Source organism: Janthinobacterium sp. SUN073 (assembly GCF_030397665.1).
Classification (GTDB): Bacteria; Pseudomonadota; Gammaproteobacteria; order Burkholderiales; family Burkholderiaceae_D; genus Janthinobacterium.
Genome location: NZ_JAPUBT010000008.1, coordinates 118,727 through 138,143, shown reverse-complemented (window position 1 = coordinate 138,143; position 19,417 = coordinate 118,727). Strand labels below are relative to the sequence as shown.

At 63.2% G+C, this 19,417-nt stretch carries 18 protein-coding genes; 14 read left to right on the top strand and 4 right to left on the bottom strand.

Going from position 1 to position 19,417, the window contains the following annotated elements; all coding sequences use genetic code 11:
• Nucleotides 1-70 precede the first annotated feature (70 nt).
• The gene (locus O0882_RS20730) at nt 71-2,215 is read left to right on the top strand and encodes a TonB-dependent receptor (RefSeq protein ID WP_289951016.1); all 2,145 of its coding nucleotides are present in this window, start codon (nt 71-73) and stop codon (nt 2,213-2,215) included.
• A 7-nt stretch (nt 2,216-2,222) separates the two neighbouring features.
• Here O0882_RS20730 and O0882_RS20725 read toward each other — a convergent pair whose 3' ends face one another.
• Nucleotides 2,223-2,477, bottom strand: a complete 255-nt coding sequence (locus O0882_RS20725) for a hypothetical protein (protein ID WP_289951014.1) — start codon at nt 2,475-2,477, stop codon at nt 2,223-2,225.
• Between the two features lie 217 nt (nt 2,478-2,694).
• Between O0882_RS20725 and O0882_RS20720 the strand changes: the two genes are divergently transcribed.
• Complete coding sequence (locus O0882_RS20720; protein ID WP_289951013.1) at nt 2,695-3,348, top strand: hydrolase; 654 nt, start codon at nt 2,695-2,697, stop codon at nt 3,346-3,348.
• A 45-nt stretch (nt 3,349-3,393) separates the two neighbouring features.
• Nucleotides 3,394-5,244 (top strand): amidohydrolase, encoded by a 1,851-nt coding sequence (locus O0882_RS20715; RefSeq protein ID WP_289951011.1) that lies wholly within the window; start codon nt 3,394-3,396, stop codon nt 5,242-5,244.
• A gap of 14 nt (nt 5,245-5,258) precedes the next feature.
• Here O0882_RS20715 and O0882_RS20710 read toward each other — a convergent pair whose 3' ends face one another.
• The 3 genes from O0882_RS20710 to O0882_RS20700 are packed head-to-tail and all read right to left on the bottom strand — an operon-like array spanning nt 5,259 to nt 7,719.
• On the bottom strand, nt 5,259-6,623 hold the full coding sequence (locus O0882_RS20710; protein WP_289951008.1) for a VWA domain-containing protein: 1,365 nt from the start codon (nt 6,621-6,623) through the stop codon (nt 5,259-5,261).
• Nucleotides 6,623-7,234: a TadE family protein gene (locus O0882_RS20705; protein ID WP_289951006.1), complete on the bottom strand. Its 612-nt coding sequence runs from the start codon at nt 7,232-7,234 to the stop codon at nt 6,623-6,625. Before O0882_RS20705 ends, O0882_RS20710 begins: the two co-directional genes overlap by 1 nt.
• A complete protein-coding gene (locus tag O0882_RS20700) occupies nt 7,231-7,719 on the bottom strand; it encodes a TadE/TadG family type IV pilus assembly protein (protein WP_289951241.1) in 489 nt (162 codons plus the stop codon). The genes O0882_RS20705 and O0882_RS20700 overlap by 4 nt, the downstream gene beginning before the upstream one ends.
• A gap of 358 nt (nt 7,720-8,077) precedes the next feature.
• On the opposite strand from O0882_RS20700, the gene O0882_RS20695 reads away from it, so the two are divergent.
• The 11 genes from O0882_RS20695 (at nt 8,078) to O0882_RS20645 (ending at nt 19,382) form a co-directional block, all read left to right on the top strand.
• Nucleotides 8,078-9,697 (top strand): histidine kinase, encoded by a 1,620-nt coding sequence (locus O0882_RS20695; protein WP_289951004.1) that lies wholly within the window; start codon nt 8,078-8,080, stop codon nt 9,695-9,697.
• 39 nt (nt 9,698-9,736) lie between these two features.
• Nucleotides 9,737-10,426 (top strand): response regulator transcription factor, encoded by a 690-nt coding sequence (locus O0882_RS20690; RefSeq protein ID WP_289951002.1) that lies wholly within the window; start codon nt 9,737-9,739, stop codon nt 10,424-10,426.
• A gap of 392 nt (nt 10,427-10,818) precedes the next feature.
• On the top strand, nt 10,819-10,992 hold the full coding sequence (locus O0882_RS20685; protein WP_289951000.1) for a Flp family type IVb pilin: 174 nt from the start codon (nt 10,819-10,821) through the stop codon (nt 10,990-10,992).
• Nucleotides 10,993-11,150: 158 nt separating this feature from the next.
• On the top strand, nt 11,151-11,744 hold the full coding sequence (locus O0882_RS20680) for an A24 family peptidase (RefSeq protein WP_289950999.1): 594 nt from the start codon (nt 11,151-11,153) through the stop codon (nt 11,742-11,744).
• A complete protein-coding gene (locus O0882_RS20675) occupies nt 11,741-13,108 on the top strand; it encodes an ATP-binding protein (RefSeq protein ID WP_289950996.1) in 1,368 nt (455 codons plus the stop codon). Before O0882_RS20680 ends, O0882_RS20675 begins: the two co-directional genes overlap by 4 nt.
• Before the next feature lie 16 nt (nt 13,109-13,124).
• Entirely contained in the window at nt 13,125-13,961 is an 837-nt protein-coding gene (gene cpaB, locus O0882_RS20670; RefSeq protein ID WP_289950995.1) for a Flp pilus assembly protein CpaB, read from the top strand.
• 24 nt (nt 13,962-13,985) lie between these two features.
• Complete coding sequence (locus O0882_RS20665; protein ID WP_289950994.1) at nt 13,986-15,521, top strand: type II and III secretion system protein family protein; 1,536 nt, start codon at nt 13,986-13,988, stop codon at nt 15,519-15,521.
• 10 nt (nt 15,522-15,531) lie between these two features.
• Nucleotides 15,532-15,810: a pilus assembly protein gene (locus O0882_RS20660; RefSeq protein WP_289950993.1), complete on the top strand. Its 279-nt coding sequence runs from the start codon at nt 15,532-15,534 to the stop codon at nt 15,808-15,810.
• Nucleotides 15,811-15,847: 37 nt separating this feature from the next.
• On the top strand, nt 15,848-17,008 hold the full coding sequence (locus O0882_RS20655; protein ID WP_289950992.1) for an AAA family ATPase: 1,161 nt from the start codon (nt 15,848-15,850) through the stop codon (nt 17,006-17,008).
• Between the two features lie 22 nt (nt 17,009-17,030).
• On the top strand, nt 17,031-18,401 hold the full coding sequence (locus tag O0882_RS20650; RefSeq protein WP_289950991.1) for a CpaF family protein: 1,371 nt from the start codon (nt 17,031-17,033) through the stop codon (nt 18,399-18,401).
• 6 nt (nt 18,402-18,407) lie between these two features.
• Nucleotides 18,408-19,382, top strand: coding sequence for a type II secretion system F family protein (locus O0882_RS20645; RefSeq protein ID WP_289950990.1), 975 nt, complete (start codon nt 18,408-18,410; stop codon nt 19,380-19,382).
• The last annotated feature ends 35 nt before the right edge of the window (nt 19,383-19,417 follow it).

The following is a 19,417-nucleotide window of genomic DNA, read 5'->3' as shown; positions in this document are numbered from 1 at the left end:
CAGGTCGGATGAGCGCGCGAGCGCAAGCCGACCGCAAGCCGACATCACCACAGACCTTTCAGGATTTCCCATGCGATTGAGTATTCTATTGTGCAGCCTTGCGCTGCCGTTGACGGCGCACGTCCATGCCGAAGACGACCTCCCCTCCGTGACGGTCAATGCCGGCAAAGTGGATCAGCGCCGCAACGACACCGTCGCCGCCATCGTCATCGGCCACGAGGAATTGATACGCCAGGGAGACCGCGTCCTGGCCGATGCCTTGAAGCGCCTGCCCGGCATTTCCATCGGTGCGCCAGCCGGCACGGCTTCGGGCACGACTGGCGGGCAAATCCAGCTGCGCGGGCTGGGCCAGGGTTATACCCTCGTCATGCTCGACGGCGTGCCCGTGCCGCCCGGTTTTTCGCTCGACTCCCTGGACCCGGAACTGGTCGAGCGCGTGGAAATCATGCGCGCCGCCACGGCGCAATTTTCCGCCCAGGCGATCGCCGGTTCCATTAATATCGTGCTGAAAAAATCCGGCAAGCGGCGCGAGCGCACCTTCAAGCTGGGCACGTCCGGCAGCCACGGCATGCCCGCCGGCAGCGCCACCGTGCAGTGGGCGGACAAGGACGGCCGCCTGTCTTACGCGCTGGCCGGCACGCTCGCGCACACGGGGCGCCGGGGCTTGTTCGATGAATGGAACCGCGCATATGATGCCGATGGCAGACCCACGGTGGTGCGCCATTCGCCGCTGACCGAGCGCGTGACCAGCGATACGTTGGAGCTGGCGCCCCGTTTGCAATGGGCGCTGGCGGGCGAAGACAGCCTGGCCTGGCAAAGCCTGGTCAGCTTGCGCCGCCTGGCCAGCCGCCGCCAGGTGGTGGAAACGTCTTACCTGGGCGGCCATACCGACTATCCGGACAACGACGCCGCTTTCAGGCAGGACAGCGGCACCGTGCGCAGCGATCTGCACTGGCTGCGCAAGCTGGGGCAAGGAGCCAGCCTCGATATGAAACTGGGCCTCGATGTCAACCACCGCGGCAGCGATTATCTGTTCCAGGGCGTCAGTGCCGCGCCCGGGCCGGCGAATGTGCGCCGGGTCGATGCGGGCGTGGACGATGTGGGCGTGCAGACCAGCGGCGCCTATCGCCGGACGCTGGGCGAGGGCCACGCACTGGCGGCGGGCTGGGATGCGGGGCACCGGCGGCGCGCGGAGTTTCGCCGCGAGCGCCAGCTGTCGCCGGGCGGGCCGCCTGTGCTGCCGGACGAAGACTATGCGACCACGGTGCGGCGCCTGGCCCTGTTCGCGCAGGATGAATGGGAAGTCTCCGCGCGCTGGTCGCTGTATCTGGGGCTGCGCTGGGAAAGCTGGCGTACGGCCAGCGCCACCGGTGGCGCTGGCCCCGTCGACGTGCGCGCGCAGGTATGGAGTCCCGTGCTGCAAAGCCTGTGGAAGCTCGCCGGCAAGGATCAGCTGCGCCTGGCCGTCACGCGCACCTACAAGGCGCCGCAGATTTTCCAGCTGATCCCGCGCCCTTACCTCAACGACAACGGCAATAGCCCCGCGAATCCCGACAACCAGGGCAACCCGGCGCTGCGCCCGGAACTGGCGTGGGGCCTGGACGCGGCCTACGAATACTATCCTGCGGAAGGCGCCATGCTGGGCGCCAGCGCTTCGCTGCGGCGCATCGGCGACGTGATGCTGGACCGGCTGTACCAGGACAAGGGGCGCTGGGTGGCCACGCCCGTCAATCAGGGCAGGGCGCGGGTGCGCGGCATCGAACTGGAAGCGAAGCTGCCGTTGACGGCGCTGTGGGCGGGCGCCCCCGCGCTGGACTTGCGGGCGAACGTGGCGCGCAACTGGTCGACGCTGGACGCCGTCGCCGGTCCGGACAATCGCCTCGATGGCCAGCTGCCGTGGAGCGCCAACCTGGGCGCCGATTACCGGCTGGCCAGCAAGCCCTTGACCCTGGGCGGCAATCTGCATTACCAGGGCGGTGGACCGTCGCGCGAGTCAAGCCAGCTGCTGGCCTGGCAAGGCGCCCGGCGCGAACTGGATCTGTACGCGTTGTGGACCTTCAGCGACCAGCTGCGCCTGCGCCTGTCGGGCGCCAATCTGCTGCGACAGCTTGAGCGCACGCGCAGCCTGTATGCGGATGGCGGCGGCAGCCTGCTGCGCACGGTCGATACGGGCAGCTACCGCACGCTGCGCGTCATGCTCGAAGGCTCCCTGTAGGTTCTATTTAGTCGTCGATCTCTTCGACGGCATAGCGTACGCCCTGCGCATCGAGCCAGGCGCGCAGGGCGGCCAGGCCGTGCCACGGGTCCGGGCGCAGGTGCTGGCACACATACAGGCCGGCGTCCGTCAGCCTGGCTTCGGTATCGGGCCTGGCGCTGCCGGGCGGGCGCGGCGCCGGCGCCGCCAACTCTGGCAACCGCGCGAGGTGCTGGCGCTGTTCCTGCGTCAGGCTGGCCGTGATCCTGAATTCAAATCCCATGTTTTCTCCTTGAGGTGTGGGTTGCTGTTGCGCTTATTTCGTATCATCGAAAAAATTGCATATAGCTTGGCATTCTTTCCGTTTTTGTTTTCAAAATATCTCGTTCATACTGCATAGCACTGGCTCGGCACACACAGCGTGACGCAAGGGCAGGAGCAGAAGCACCGTACAACGACATCCCTCTTCATATTCAATTATTTTCACTAAGGAAAACATCATGCCTGTCGCCACCGCCCAAGCCGCACAAAAACTGCTGACCCCGAACGATCATACCCTGATCATGATCGACCACCAGTCGCAGATGGCGTTCGCCACCCGTTCCATCGACCTGGCCCTGCTGCGCAACAATGCCGCCCTGGTGGCCAAGGCGGCGGCTGAATTCAAGGTGCCGACGATTTTGACGACGGTGGCCGCCAAATCGTTCTCCGGCCCGATCTTCGATGAGATCCAGTCCGTCTTCCCCGAGCAGGCGCCGATCGACCGCACCAGCATGAACACCTGGGAAGATGCGCGCATCGCCGACAAGGTGAATGGCTACGGCAAGGGCAAGATCGTGCTGGCCGGCCTGTGGACGTCGGTGTGCATCGTCGGCCCCGCGCTGTCGGCGCTGGAGCAGGGTTTTGACGTCTACGTGATCGCCGACGCCAGCGGCGACGTCTCCGACGAAGCCCATGCGATGGCCATGCAGCGCATGCTGCAGGCGGGCGCGCAGCCGCTGACGTCCGTGCAATACTTGCTGGAACTGCAGCGCGACTGGGCCCGTGGCGAAACCTACGACGAGACGGTGGCGACGGCCGTGGCGCACGGCGGCGGCTATGGCCTGGGCCTGATCTACGCCAAATCCATGTTCAACGCCAGCGAAGGCCATTGAGATTTCATCGATGTATCGTCCAGCACCTGATTCAGGAGAACCAGCATGAGCGCAAGCACGATTTTACTCAATGGCCGTTTCCACACGGTCGACAGGACGCAGCCGCTGGCGTCCGCCGTCGCCATCGCCGATGGCAAATTCCTCGCCGTGGGCGACGTGGAAGACGTGATGCGCCATCGTGGTCCCGCCACGCAGTTGATCGACCTGGCTGGCCGCACGGTGATTCCCGGCCTGAACGACTCGCACCTGCACCTGATACGGGGCGGCTTGAACTACAACCTGGAATTGCGCTGGGAAGGCGTGCCCTCGCTGGCCGATGCCCTGCGCATGCTCAAGGAACAGGCGCTGCGCACGCCAAACCCGCAGTGGGTGCGCGTGGTGGGCGGCTGGACGGAGTTCCAGTTCGCGGAAAAGCGCATGCCGACGCTCGATGAAATCAACGCGGCCGCGCCCGATACGCCCGTCTTCATCCTGCACCTGTACGACCGCGCGCTGCTGAATCGCGCCGCCCTGCGCGCCGTCGGCTACGATAAAAATACGCCGAACCCACCCGGCGGCGAAATCGTGCGCGACGCTGCCGGCAACCCGACCGGCCTGCTGATCGCCCGGCCGAACGCCATGATTTTATATGCGACCCTGGCGCAAGGCCCGAAGCTGCCGCTCGACTTGCAAGTCAATTCCACGCGCCAGTTCATGCGCGAACTGAACCGGCTCGGCATCACCAGCGCCATCGACGCGGGCGGCGGCTTCCAGAATTATCCCGAGGATTACGCCGTCGTCGACGAACTGGCGCAAAAAGAGCAGCTGACCATCCGCATCGCCTACAACCTGTTCACGCAAAACAAGGGTGCGGAACTGCAGGACTTTCAGAAGTGGACCGGCATGGTCAAACCCGGCGACGGCACGGATTTTTACCGCCACAACGGCGCCGGCGAAATGCTGGTGTTCTCCGCCGCCGACTTCGAGGATTTCCTCGAACCGCGTCCCGAGCTGGCGGCCGGCATGGAAGACGAGCTGGAAAAGGTCGTGCGCCACCTGGTCGAGCAGCGCTGGCCGTTCCGCCTGCACGCCACCTATGACGAATCGATCAGCCGCATGCTCGACGTGTTTGAAAAGGTCAACCGCGACACGCCGTTCGGCGGCTTGCACTGGCTGTTCGACCACGCGGAAACCATCAGCCCGCGCAATATCGACCGGGTCAGGGCGCTCGGTGGCGGTATCGCCATCCAGCACCGCATGGCCTTCCAGGGCGAATATTTTGTCGAGCGTTATGGCGCGGATGCCGCCAAGGCCACACCGCCCGTGCAGCGCATGCTGGACGCGGGCGTACCGGTCGGCGGCGGCACGGACGCCACGCGGGTCGCCAGCTACAACCCGTGGACGGCGCTGTACTGGCTGGTCTCGGGGCGCACCGTGGGCGGCCTGGCCCTGACGGAGGCGGCGGGCAGATTGTCGCGCGACACGGCGCTGGAATTGTGGACGGCGGGCAGCGCCTGGTTTTCCAGCGAGCAAGGCAAGAAGGGGCGCATCCGCGAGGGCATGCTGGCCGACCTTGTCGTGCTGTCGGCCGATTATTTCGCCGTGCCGGAAGAGGCGATCAAGTCCATCGAATCCGTGCTGACCGTGGTGGGCGGCAAGATCGTCCACGGTCAGGCGGAATTTGCGACCCTGGCGCCGCCACCGATTCCCGTGCTGCCCGAGTGGTCGCCCGTGCGCGCAGTGCCGGGTCATTACCGGCCTGCGGCCAGGCCGGCGCAAGCCTTGCTGCCGCACCAGTGCGCGGGCGCCTGCGGCGTGCATGCGCATGCCCACGACCTGGCGCGCAAGTCGGCCGTGCCGATTTCCGACTTTTCCGGCTTCTGGGGCACGCTCGGCTGCAGCTGCTTTGCCTTCTAGCAGGTGGCCAGGCCTTATTTGGAAATACGCAAAATGGCCGAGGCGAGCCGCGTAAAGCAGGGGCTCAGGTCGCTCTCGGTGGCGGCATAGCAGTACAGGCCCACGGGTTCGGCCGGCTTGCGGCAGCGCACTGGCGCATCGGCCGTATTGGCCATGCAGCGCAGCAAGTCTTCGCCCACCTCGTTGTCCGGGCCTTCCTTGGCCTTCAGTCCCGCGCCCATGCCCAGGGTAAATATGTAGGTGTTTTCCAGGCGCGACTTGCTTGCCATCGCTTCGGGCAAGTTGCGCGCTGCACGGTGCACATTGTCGTATTGGAGCGTGCGTGTGGAAATGTCTGCCGTTACCTTGCGCGGCGTATTGGTCAAGATGGGAAATTCCCCTGGCGCCGCGGCATCGGCCTGGGCCTTCGTTAGGTGGGCGTTATACCAGGCAGGCAGCTTGTTGATCAGGCTAGCCGCGCACGAGTTGGTGGGGGGGAGACTTTGCGAGGCAGCATCAATGCGATACAGCCCGCTCGTTGCCCTGCCGCTGGAGGGCAGCGTGGCCGAGACGGCCAGCGCCCCGGCCTCCGTGCAGTTGCCGCTGGTGGCGGGGAAAAAATACGAGGACAAGGCAGTGGGCGCACCGTCGGAAAAGAAGACGATGACGCGCAGGCTGGAGCGGTCGGACTGGCTGATGCCATTGAGCTGTTCGCGTGCCCGCCACATGCCTTCCGAGTAATTCGTATTGCCGCTAAAACCGTAGTTATCGATCGCAGTGCTCGCTTGCGTGCGGTTGAAGCCCCGGTCGAGCTTCTTGATCGGCAGGTCGATGACGGTGCCGCTGGAAAAATGCAGCAAGCCGATCCGGTCCACGGTGGAATTGAATTTGTTCAGGAATGACTTGCCGGCGGCCCGCACGGCGGCCGCATTGCTGGACAGCGACCCCGACGTATCCATCACCAGCACCATGTCCAGGTCCTTGCGGATGGTTTGCGCGCTGGCGGCCACGTTCAGGGTCTGGAAGCCGAGTATGCCCATCAGCGAGACGGGCAGGGAGGCGGTGGCCGAGACGTCGATGGTGACGGTGCCCCTGTCGAAAACCACGCCGACGGGATTGAGTACGGGCGTCGAGAGCAGGAATTTGTCGGGATAGTTGATGTCAAAAAATTCCTTGGCCGATTGGCGCGCGTTGGTCGCCTGCGCTGCCTGTGTGTCGCCCAGGGTCACGCCGCGCGCCGCCGCCAGGCTGGCCGAGTCGACGGCCGCATTGAGTTTGGCCTTGACGAAGTAGCCGAGCGCCGAATCGATGGCCAGGCCCGCCGAGGCGATCAGGACGACGGCCGACAGCGCCACCATGATCAGCACTTGGCCGCTTTGCCGCTTGTGTGGAATGCGCATCAGAATACCGTCATCGAATTAAGGTCGGGGCCCAGGATGGGCGTCGTGCTGTTGCCAATTTTCAATGTGCCGAACAGCATGTCGAAATTGTAGAAAGTCTCCACGGCGTAGATCAGTTCGCCATCGGACAGCTGGCCCGACATCAGTGACACTGCGGGGGCACTGTCGGCCTTGGCGATATTGGTGCACGTGCCATTGCTCCAGCTGCCGCAGCGCCACACCTGGCTGGCGGGCAGGTAGCCGCTCACTTTCGCGCCGGCGTCCCAGCGGTACTGTTCCAGCACGATATTGCGCAAGCCGCTCTTCGCCGTGTAGCCCATGATCTTGGTGATATAGATCATGCCACGCTTGTTCATGTCCAGCGGCGGGGTGCTGGCGGCCAGCGCATTCATGATGGTCTGGCCCGAGCCGCTCAGGTCGGTGGTCGAGCGCGAAGCCAGGTTGGCGCCTTCGCGGCTGATGTTGAGCAGGATGATCTTGGTCTGGATGGCGCGCGACAGGTCGACCACCATGAAGAGCAGCAGCGCCAGCAGTGGCAGCACGATGGCAAATTCCACGGCGGCGATGCCGCGCGCGGCACGCCGCGGCAGAAGGCGGGGGCGGCGCATCATAGGCCGCCAAAGCTTTCATTGCGCATGGTGGCGGCGACGACGTTGGACGATTTGCCGTCCTTGTAGAAGGCGGCCATCATCGGCGTGGCGAATTTCCAGTTGTATGCGACGGAGATGACGACGATATCACCCGCGTTGCCGAACATGCCGGCACTGGTGCCGCTGACGCCGTTCACCGTGATGACGGGATTGACCTTGTCGTAGATGCCCATCGAACTTTCCTTCATTTTTTGAATGACCGCCTGGTAGCGCTGCTGGTTGCTGCTGGCGGGATCGAGATCCTTGTTGCCCGTCACGGCATAGCGCGCGCCTTCGCGTACCGCATGCTGCATGGTGAGATTGGCGAAATATGCCATGCTCAGTTCGATGATGCCTATCATCAGTAACAAGAAAACCGGTGCAATGATGGCGAATTCGACGAGGGTGGAACCGCATTGCCTGAATCTGCCTGGCAGGGGGCGGAGGGATTTGGCCTGGTTGAGCATCATGTCTGGTATCCGTATCAAGGCTCGCGCCGGCATTGGTGTGATGGCGGGCCTGTTGCCCATTTGGCGGGCTTTATTGTATCGCGCTTCGAGCGTACAAGGTTGGCACCAAAGTGCATATAAATCAAGTTTCTTGTAATAAATGTAGTTAATTGATTACTCCATACCCCTGAGTAACGTTCCTGAGAGTAAGATGCAGAGGCTTAAGAAATTAAAAAATAATCAACCATTCTCCTGGCGACCCAGTCGATGGTGTTTCTTGAAAAGTGAATAAATCAGCATGCTGCAACAGCAACAACTGCAAGAGGAACCAAATGCCGATACGGCATTGCCAATGGTTGATCATGCAGATTTGATCATGATCTCTGGCATGCGCCTGCTGCTGTCGGTGACGGCCTTATTAACGCTGATCATCAACCCCGGCAAGCTGGGCGTGCCGAATCAGCTGGCCTGGTTGATCCTGTGTTCGTATGTGCTGCATAGCGCAGTGCTGTTTGTTTTTCTTTATTTCAAGCATCCGGTAGTGCATGGCAAGTTGATATGCTGGCTCGACGTGCTGTGGTGTGGCCTGATCGTGTATGGCACCGGTGGCGCCGAAAGCTATTTTTTCCCTTTCTTTTTCTTCGTCATCCTGGCGTCGTCGTTTCAGCGCGGACTCGATGAAGGCGCGCGCATCACGCTCGCCTCCTGTGTTCTGCTGGTGCTGGCATCGGTGGCATCGACCCCTGAACTGATTATTTCGCACCTGTTGCTGCGCACGACCTTTGTCATGGCGCTCGGCTACATGATTGCGTACTGGGGCGGCCTGGGGCTGTTGCAGAAGCGCCGTCTGGCGTTGTTGCGCGAGGTCAGCCAGCAATCGAATCCCCGCTTTGGCGTCGACCACACGGTGGCGTCGGTCTTGCAGAAAGCGCGTGCCTTTTTTGACGCCAGCAGCTGTATCCTGGTCATGCGCGAGGGCGATGCGGCGCAGTGGCAGTTGCGTACGGCGCTCGAAGAGAGAGGCGGACACGCGGGGCGTGTCAGCCAGCTGAGCGAAGCCGCGGTGGCGCCGCTGATGGTGTTCGATGCCAGCCAGAGCGTGCTGTACGCGCCGTCGTTGCGCGCGCGCCTGGGGCTGGCCAGCGTGCTCACGGGAGTCGAGCGCGGCAGTGCGAAGTGGCAGCGGCTCGATGCGCATGGGCCGCAGGGCACGGCGCTGGCCGAATTGCTCGATGCGCGCTCCTTCATCAGCGTGCCCCTGCCTTTGCATAAGGGACTGGGCCGTATCTACGTGATCTCCGCGAAGAACCGGCTGACCCGGGCCGACGCCAGGTTCCTGCTGCATATCGTGGCGCAAGTGTTTCCCCTGATTGAAAACATCGCCATTCTCGACAAGCTGGCCTCCGGCGCAGCGTTCCGCGAGCGGCAAAAGATTGCGCGCGACTTGCACGATTCGACCATCCAGCCGTATATCGGCCTGCGCCATGGCTTGAGCGCCTTGCGCGCCAAGGCGGCCGCCGACAGCCCCTTGCTGGCCGATATTGAGAAGCTGATCGACATGAGTGGCCAAGTGATTGGCGACCTGCGCCGGATGGCGCAGACGGTGCGCGGCGGCGCGGAGCGGGAACAGGTGACCTTGCTGGTGGCGCTGCGGCGCCAGGCGGAGCAACTGAAGAAGTTTTTTGGTATCACGATCGAGATCGTCTCGGACGGCGCGTTTGATCTCAGCGACCGGCTGGCAGCCGAAGTGTTCCAGATCGTCAATGAAGGCATGAGCAATATCCGCAAGCACACCACCGCCCGCGAGGGCCGCGTGACACTCGTTTGTGATGCGCATGCCTTGTCGATATCGATAGAGAATGCCGGCGAAACGTCGTCCCGCGTCGAGTTCATGCCTGCCTCCATTGCTGAACGCGCCATGGCGCTGGGCGGTCGGGTGCAGGTCAGCCAAGGCGCTGATGGCGCCACCGCCGTGCATATTGAAATTCCAGTCTGACGGCAAGAGCGTCACGGCTGACCCGTTAAAGGCCATCGTATGTCAAGTCTGCATCCCATCCGCGTCATGCTGGTTGATGATCATAAAACCATGTTGTGGGGACTGGAAAAACTGCTGGAAGAGGCGCAACCGGCGATGCAGGTGGTCGCCAGCACCAGTACGATAGGCGGCGCGCTGGAGCTTGCCGAGAGCTTGCGCCCCGATATTGTCGTGCTGGACGTGGACCTCGCCGGCGTGTGTTCCGTCGACTTCGTCCCCGCGCTGTTGGCCAATGGCGTCACCCGGGCGGTGATGTTCAGTGGCACGCGCGACCAGGAGATGCTGGGCCGCGCCGTGCGCAGCGGCGCGCGCGGCGTGATCGGCAAGGAGGCGGCGGCGGAGCAGGTGATCGATACCATTGCCCGGGTACATCGCGGCGAATTGTGCCTGGACCAGGCCTTGCTGGGCAGTCTGCTGGGAGCGCTGATCAAGCCGGCGCCAGCGCCGGCGCCGCCCGATCCCGAAATGGCGCGCATTGCCCAGCTGACCCTCAAGGAACGCAAGATAGTCGCCATGATGGTCGAAGGCAATGGGGCACTCAACAAGACTATCGCGCAGCGCGCCTTCATTTCCGAGCAAACCTTGCGCAATCACTTGACATCGATTTACAGCAAACTGGACGTTGCCAATCGCCTGGAACTGTATGTGTACGCGGTGAAGAACGGGCTGACCACGCCCCAGGAATGCTGATGTCAGTACAAATGTACTGATGCCATGTAGGAAAAAGAGCTCTTTTGTACCAGCAATAAAATTACTTTTGTCTGATTAGTATCAATGTGTATTTCCATACAATACCGTCATCAGCAATCGGTGATTGTCGCTGAGTTAGCCAGACTGAAAATGCGAACGGTGACAGGAGCTGGAAATGTGCTTGAACGATGGTGGGACGGGTGAGCTTGCGTACTTCTTGCAAGATCAAAGTGGTAACTCATTTTTCGAACATGCTTTGCTGCTGTCGCTGATGGCCGTGGTGTTCCTGCTTGCGTTGCTGGCTATATGCAAGGGTTAATAAGTGAGCAATTTACTGCTTGCATCAGCAGTCCCACATGACGTTGTTAACACTTACTCTGAATGGATTAATCATGAATTTCATTAAAAACTTTATCGCTGAAGAAGATGGCGTGACCGCAATTGAATACGCACTGATCGCTGCGCTGGTCGCTGCAGCGCTGGTGGGCGGCATTGGCCTGTTCACGGATGGCTTGAAAGATGCATTCACCAAAATCGGCGCCAAGCTGTCTGGCGCGTCGATCTAAATTCCGTTCGAGGCGCGCGCTCACTGTTGTCTGTACGCTCGCGCCGCTTCAACAAGCCCTGTTTCCACGCCTGGACCAGGGCTTGTTGAACTTTAGGTGCCAGTGTCGTGCGATGCGATGTATTCGCTTCATGAGTTCCGCCTGTATTCGAAGAAATGATGAATGCTCACTCTTTTTGGATGTTTTCGCCTGCCCTCGTTCTTTGGGGCTTGCTTGCCGCTGCCGTCTGGCATGACGTGCGCAGCCGCCGCATCCCGAATCGCCTGGTGTTTCCCGGCGCACTGATGGGCCTGCTGCTCAATAGCCTGCCGGTGCACCTCGACGGCGTGCTGGCGCCGGTCTCCGCGCCACTGGGTTTGCCAATGGCGCTGGCCGGCTTTGCCGTGGGCCTGGCGCTGCTGCTGCCCATGTATGCGATGAAGGCGATGGGGGCCGGCGATGTCAAACTGATGGCGATGGTCGGTGCCTTTCTTGGCCCCTATCCGGTGGCCATCGCCTTGCTCTTCAGCTTGCTTGCAGGCGGCGTGATGGCGGTCTTTGTTGCGAGCTGGAATGGCACGCTGCTCAGGGTGACGACAAACAGCTACCATTTGCTGTTGCAAAGCCTGATGCGCGGCGTGGCCGGCGACTTGCCGAGCATTGATGCACCAGCGCTGCCTAGCGGCAAATTACCGTATGCGATCGCCATTGCTACCGGTACATTCATCTATCTTGCCTTGGCGGCGCGCGGCAGTCTCGGAGTGTTTGCGTGACGCCTGTCGCCCCGCCGTCCTTGCCTGTCTTGCCAGCCGACGCCAGGGCGCCGCGCACCGTCGAAGAGACGGGCTTGCCCTTCTTTTTCCTGGTCGAACTGCTGGCGAAGGTGCTGTTCCAGCGGGGCCAGTTGCACCTGCCCGAGCTGGCCAGTTACGTCAAGCTGGGCCTGGGCGTTATCGACCCCGTGATGGTCTTCATGCGGCAGGAAAAAATGTGCGAAGTCATGCGCCGCGGCGCCAGCGGCACGGATGCCGACATCCACTACCAGTTGACGGACAGCGGCCGCCAGCGCGCCCTCGAGTGCCTGGCGCGCAATGCCTATGCGGGCCCATGTCCCGTGCCGCTGGCTGCCTACAACGCGCAGGTGGCGGGGCAAAGCGTGGCCAACATGCATGTCACGCGCCCGCAGGTACAGGCCAGCTTCGACGGCGTGGTGGTCAATCCTGCCGTGCTCGACCAGTTGGGCGCGGCCATGAATTCCGGGCGCGCCATTTTCATTTACGGCGCCGCCGGCAGCGGCAAGACGTATCTGGCCGAACGCCTGCAAGACTTGCTGCAAGGGGCCATTGCCCTGCCTTACGCCATCATGGTCGATGGCGAAGTCGTGCCCTTTTATGACCCGGTGCTGCATCTGCCGGCGGCGCAGCAGCCGGAAGCGCCGGCCGGCATCGAGCGCGCCGTGCAGCTCGACGCGCGCTGGGTGCGCGGCGTGCGCCGTCCGGCCGTGCTCACCGGCGGCGAGCTGACCCTGGAAATGCTGGACCTGCGCTTCGACAGCGTGACGCGTTTGTACCGCGCGCCGCCGCACCTGAAAGCCAACAACGGCATTTTCATCATCGACGACCTGGGGCGCCAGCGCTGTTCGCCGCTGGAACTGATGAACCGCTGGATCGTGCCGATGGACCGCGCCATCGATTACCTGTCGCTGCACAACGGCCACACCTTCCAGGTGCCGTTCGACGTGGTGGTGGTGTTTTCCTCGAATTTCCTGCCCGAGCGCCTGTCGGATGCGGCCTTCCTGCGCCGCCTGGGCTACAAGATCGAAGTGCCGGCGCTCAGCGCAGCGCATTACGAAACCGTCTTTCGCCAGACCTGTGCCGCCTATGGCGTGCCGTTCGACGCGGCCGCCTTTGCCTTCCTGCTGCAGCGTCATGCGCGCGGCGCGACGCCCTTGCTGGCCTGTTATCCGCGCGACCTGCTGCGCCAGGTACGCGACCTGGCGCGCTACGAGGGCACGGCGGCGCAACTGAACGAGCAAGTGCTGGACTGGGCCTGGAACAACTATTTTGCCGGCGCGAATCAGCGCCATGGCGCCGATGACATGGCCGTGCAAGAGCGGCGTGAACCGAAATCAAGCTGAAGTCAGAGGAAAAACGATGCGAAATACCCGTGCTTTACTCATGTTGCTGCTGGCCCTGGTGCTGGCCGGTGCCGCCGTGCTGACGGCGGCGATCTGGATGGGCGGCCAGAGTACGCCGTCGAGCCAGAAGATCGTCGTGGCCCTGGTCGATATCGGCGTGGGCACGAAGATCAGTCCGCTCATGTTGCGCAGCATGGACTGGCCCGCAGGGGCGCAGCCGCCCGGCGCCTTTGCCGACAGCAAGGCGCTGGACGGGCGCATCACGCGCACGGCCATCAGCCTCGGTGAACCGGTGCTGGAAAGCAAACTTGCACCGCCGGGTACGAGTGGTGGCCTGTCGTCCATCGTGGCAGACGGCAAGCGCGCCATGACCGTGCGCGTCAACGATGTGGTGGGGGTGGCGGGCTTTGCATTGCCTGGCAACTTTGTCGACATCCTCGTCAATACCCAGGATGACCGCGCCAAGGCCAGCGGTGGCGCCGAACTGGCCATTTCCAAGATCGTGCTCGAACGCATCCTGGTGCTGGCCGTGGCGCAGGAATCGAACCGCGATGACAACAAGCCCAAGGTGGTCAATGCCGTGACCCTGGAGTTGACGCCGGACCAGGTGGAAAAGCTCGACCTGGCGCGCAGCGTCGGCACCTTGTCGCTGGTGCTGCGCAACCAGATCGATCCGGCGCCCGTCAACACGGGCGGCGCCACCAAGGAATCGCTGCTGGGACTCAAGCCGCTGGAGCCGGTCGCCGCGCCGCGCGCGGCTGCGCCAGCGCGGCAGGCGCCGCGTGCTGCCGCACCACCGGCCGAGAGCGTCAAAGTGATCACGGGCATGGACACCCGTGTCCAGCAATTTTAAAAATTTCAGAACCAGGGATAGTTGATGACCTCATTTCGTACCCGTATCGTCAGGCCCCGCTTGACCTTGGCCCTGGCCCTGAGTGGCTTGACGGCGAGCTTGCTGTGGCAGCCCGGCGCCAGCGCCGCGCCCGCCGTGCGCAAGGTGGACGCCGTCAGCCAGTCGGCCCCTCTGTCGCTGGGGGCCGATATCGCCCGGCTGGGTCCGCCGATCCGCTTGTCCGTTGGCAAGTCGACCTTGCGCAGCCTGACGCGTGCCGTCTCGCAGATCGCCGTCAATGATCCGAAGGTGGCGGGCGCCAGGCTGCTGGGCAGTTCCAGCGAGCTGTATATCTGGGGCCTGGCACCGGGCAGCACCAATCTGATTCTGTGGGACAAGGATCACCGTCCCGTGATCGTCGATATCGAAGTCGGTGTCGATGCCGACGGCTTGCAGGCGCAGCTGGCGCTTGTGTTTCCCCGTGAGACAGATCTCAAGGCCAGCTCGGCTGGCGGCGCGATCGTGCTGACGGGCATGGTCTCGGATGCCGTCAAGGCCAGCCAGATCATGGCCATGGCCACGGCGTTCGCACAGCGCGGCGCCGGCGACGCGGCGGCGCCCATTACCACCGCGGGTGTGATGCCAGCGCCCGCTGCCACCGGTGCCGCCGGTGCTGGCGCCGCCGGCGTGAGCGTGATCAACATGCTCACCATCGCCGCGCCGCAGCAGGTGATGCTGGAAGTCAAAATTGCCGAGGTTTCGAAAACCCTCGTCGACCAGCTGGGCGCCAGCATCGGCGCGCGCGCCAGCAGCGGCAACTGGACCTACAGTTTCCTGTCGAACTTGTTGAGTGGCAATCCCAGCATGATCGATGGTTTCAACGGTAAAAACGGCAATTTCCTCACGCTCGATGCGCAAAAGCGCGACGGCCTCGTGAAAGTGCTGGCCGAACCGAACATCATGGCCATCAGCGGTCAGGAGGCCAGCTTCCTGGCCGGTGGCAAGATCTACATACCCGTCTCGCAAGACAGCGCCACCAACAAGATCACCCTGGAAGAAAAGGAATTCGGTATCGCCGTCAAATTCACGCCCACCGTGCTCGATGGCGGGCGCATCAACCTGAAGGTGGCGCCGGAAGTGTCGGAACTGAACAAGGACGGCATCGGCATCACCACGGGCGGCACGGCCGGCAGCGCCATCCTGCCGGCGTTTACCACGCGGCGCGCCACCACCACCGTGCAATTGTTCGACGGCCAGAGCTTTGCCATCGGCGGCTTGATCAAGAACAATGTGACCACGAATATCAAGGCGCTGCCGATGCTGGGCGAGATTCCTGTGCTGGGCGCCTTGTTCCGCAGCAGCGATTTCCAGACCGACCGCACCGAACTGGTGTTCATCATCACGCCGCACCTGGTCAAGCCGCTGGCCGGCGACTACGTGCTGCCGACGGATGGCTATGTGGCGCCAAGCCGCGCGCAGTTTTTCCTGCAAGGAAAGATGGAAGGCGACGCCAGGCAGCCGCAGCCTGCCGCCGACAAACAACCGGGCGCCGCTGCGGCGACCGGCTTCGACATTCAATAGGAGAGTGAGCATGCAGCGTCCTCCATTCCATTCCCTGCTGTGCGTGCTGCTGGCGTCGTTTGCCGCCAGCGGCTGCGCCACCACGCCGCACTTCGACCGCAACTTTGGCCGCAGCGTCGGTTTGCTGCGCGCCCAGCAAGTGATCAACCCGCAGGCGGGCTTGAACCGCGACCCGGTGACCGGCCTCGATGGCAAGGCGGCGGTGGCGGGCTACAACGCGTACCAGAAGTCGTTCACCGCGCCGGTGCCGCAATCGGGCGGCATGACGATCAGCCTCGGACGCCAATGAACATGTCACCGTCACCACAGAACAGGCAAGGCAAATCGTGAAAATCGCCATCATATCCCGGGATGAAAAAGCATTGGCCGAGCTGGGCCGCCTGGTCGGCAACCGCAATCCGGCGGACGACGTCGAGGCGCGCAGCGGACCGCTGGAGCAACTGTATTCGGCGCAAGAGCTGCCCGATGTGCTGATGTTCGACCGGCCCGGCAACGATGGCGCCGACCTGGCCGCGATCGAACGCCTGAGCAATCAGTTTCCGCGCCTGGCCGTCATCCTGCTGTGCCCGCAGCATTCGCCCGACTTCCTGCTGCAAGCCATGCGTGCCGGCGTGCGCGAAGTAGTGCCATCGCCGGCCACGGCCGCCAGCGTCTATCCGGCGCTCGAGCGCATCGAGGAAAAACTCGAGCGGCGCGACAATGGCAATGGCAAGGTGCTGGCCTTCATTTCCTGCAAGGGCGGCAGCGGCGCCACCTTCATCGCCACCAACCTCGGCTATGCTCTGGCAGCCAGCGGCCACAAGCGTGTTGCCCTGCTGGACCTGAACCTGCACTTCGGCGATGCCTCGCTGTTTGTCTCCGAGAGCAAGCCGCTGGCCACCCTGGCCGATGTGACGCGCGACATCCACCGCCTGGACCCGTCGTTCCTCGCCTCGAGCATGCTCAATGTGCTGCCCAATTTCAGCGTCCTGGCGGCACCGGAAGACCCGGCCCACGCCAGCGAAGTGCTGCCCGAACATATCGACGCCATCATCAAGCTGGCGCGGCGCCAGTATGATTTCGTGGTGCTCGACGTGGGGCGCAACCTCGATGCCGTCAGCGTGCGCGCGCTCGACCACGCGGACCTGATTTTCCCCATCCTGCAAACGACCTTGCCGTACATCCGCGATGGCAAGCGCCTGCTGGGCATGTTCCGATCGCTGGAATACGACAAGGACAAGGTGCGCCTGATCGTCAACCGGCACGACAAGGGCGGCGAAATCCGCTTGCAGGACCTGGAGGCGGCATATGGCACCACGATCGACCGCACGGTGCCGAATCATTATGCGTCGGCCGCCGCATCGGTCAACCAGGGCATGCCGATCTTGCAGCTGGATAAGAACAGCCCCATCACGCGCTCGTTGCAGGAGTTTGCGGCCAGCCTGACGGGCGTCAGCGCCGAAGCCGTGCCGCAGGGCTGGCTGAGCCGCGTGCTGCGGCGCGCCTAACACCACTCGAACAGGATTTCTCATGGCAACTTCTCCCGCCTCCAGTCTGTCGATCCGCGAGCGTCTCGGTAACGGCAAGATCGCCACCCTGACGCCGCAGCGCGCGCCGTCCATCGACAACCGCAGCTACCGCGAGCTGAAACAGCGCATCCACGCGCTGCTGCTCGAGCGCGTCGACCTGGAAAGCATGCAGCGGCTGACGCAGGAACAGATCCGCGACGAGTTGCGCAGCCTGGTCGAGCGCCTGCTCGACGAGGAAGCCGTGGTCATCAATGATGTCGAGCGCAAGAATCTGACGCGCGACATCCGCAACGAGATGCTCGGTTTTGGTCCGCTGGAAACCTTGTTGTCGGACCCGACCGTGTCGGATATCCTCGTCAATGGCCACAAGCAAGTGTATGTCGAGCGGCGCGGCAAGCTGGAATTGACCGATGTTGTGTTCAATGACGATGCCCATCTGATGAAAATCATCGACAAGATCGTCTCGCGCGTGGGCCGCCGCATCGACGAATCGAGCCCCATGGTCGATGCGCGCCTGCCCGATGGATCGCGCGTCAACGCCATCATCCCGCCATTGGCCATCGACGGCCCCGTGATGTCGATCCGGCGTTTTTCCGTCGATCCCCTGCGCCTGGCCGACCTGGTCGCCTACACCAGCATGACGGCCGAGATGGCCGAGGTGCTGCAGGGCCTGGGCAAGGCGAAGATGAATATCCTCATTTCCGGTGGCACGGGCAGCGGCAAGACCACCATGCTGAACGTGATTTCCGGCTTTATCGGCCATACCGAACGCATCGTCACGGTGGAAGACGCGGCCGAGCTGCAATTGCAGCAGCCGCACGTGGTGCGCCTGGAAACGCGCCCGCCGAATATCGAAGGCAAGGGGGAAGTGTCGCAGCGCGCGCTGGTGCGCAATGCCTTGCGGATGCGTCCCGACCGCATCATCCTGGGCGAGGTGCGCGGCGCCGAAGCGCTCGACATGCTGGGCGCGATGAACACGGGCCATGAAGGCTCGATGGCCACCATCCACGCCAACACCCCGCGCGACGCCATTACGCGCCTGGAAAACATGATCAGCATGGCGGCCGCCAACCTGCCCAGCAAGGCCATCCGCCAGCAGATAAGCTCGGCCATATCGGTGGTGGTGCAAGTGTCGCGCCTGATCGACGGCAAGCGCAAGGTCACGTCGATCCAGGAAATCACGGGCATGGAGGGCGATGTCATCACGATGCAGGAAATTTTCAGCTTCAAGCAGACGGGGGTGGGGGAGAGCGGGGCGGTCGTCGGGTATTTCTCGGCCAGCGGCATCCGTCCCCATTTCCTGGAACGCCTGAAGAGTTTTGGCATCGGCATTTCCACCGCGGTCTTCGAGCCGACCGGCAGCGGGCGCTGACGCGGCATGGGCTATCTCTCGTATCTGGTGTATCTGTTGATCTTCCTGGCGGTCATGCTGCTGGTTGGCGCCGTTTACTTCAACCTGCAGGCGCGCGGCGCCGGCGCCGGGCGCGTGGCGCGCCGCTTGCGGGCGATGAATACGGCCAGCGACGACGCGCAGAAAACCGTGTCGATCACCAAGAACCGGCTGCTCAGCTCGCATGCGGGCGTACAGGGCTTGCTGGAGGCACTGCCTGGCGTGCAATGGCTGGACCGCTTGCTGTTGCAGTCGGGTAAAAACTGGGATGTGGGCAAGTTGCTCGGCTACTGCCTGTTGGGCTTGCTACTCGGGCTGCTGCTGGGCAGCCTCAGCCCCTTGCCCTGGTATCTGCGTTTGCTGCTGAGCCTTGCCTGCGCGGCGCTGCCGTTCTTGCTCGTGATGCGCGCCAAGGCCAGCCGGCTGGTGCGCATCGAGCAGCAGTTGCCCGACGCCCTGGACATGATGAGCCGTGCCATGCGTGCCGGCCACGCCTTTCCCACGGCCCTGAAAATGGTCGGCGAAGAGATGACGGGCCCCCTGGCCGAAGAATTCCGCGCCGTGTTTGATGAAGTCAATTTCGGCGTGGCGATGTCCGATGCCCTGTCGGGCCTGGCGGCGCGAGTGCCCAGCACGGACCTGCGCTATTTCGTCATCGCCGTGCTGATCCAGCGCGAAACGGGCGGCAACCTGACGGAGTTGCTGAACAGTATCAGCGCCATCATCCGCGACCGCCTCAAGCTGCTGGGCCAGGTGCGCGTGCTGTCGGCGGAAGGGCGCATGTCGGCCTGGGTGCTGGGCTCGCTACCATTTGGCGCCGCCCTGATGATGCATCTGATGAATCCGCAATTCCTGTCCGTGCTGTACACCGACAGGGGCGGACGCAAGATGGTGGCGGTGGCATTCTGCCTGCTCCTGGTCGGCGTGCTGGTGATCCGCAAGATCGTGCGTATCCGTGTGTGAGGCAATGAAATGAGGCAATTGAAAAGGCGAGGGAC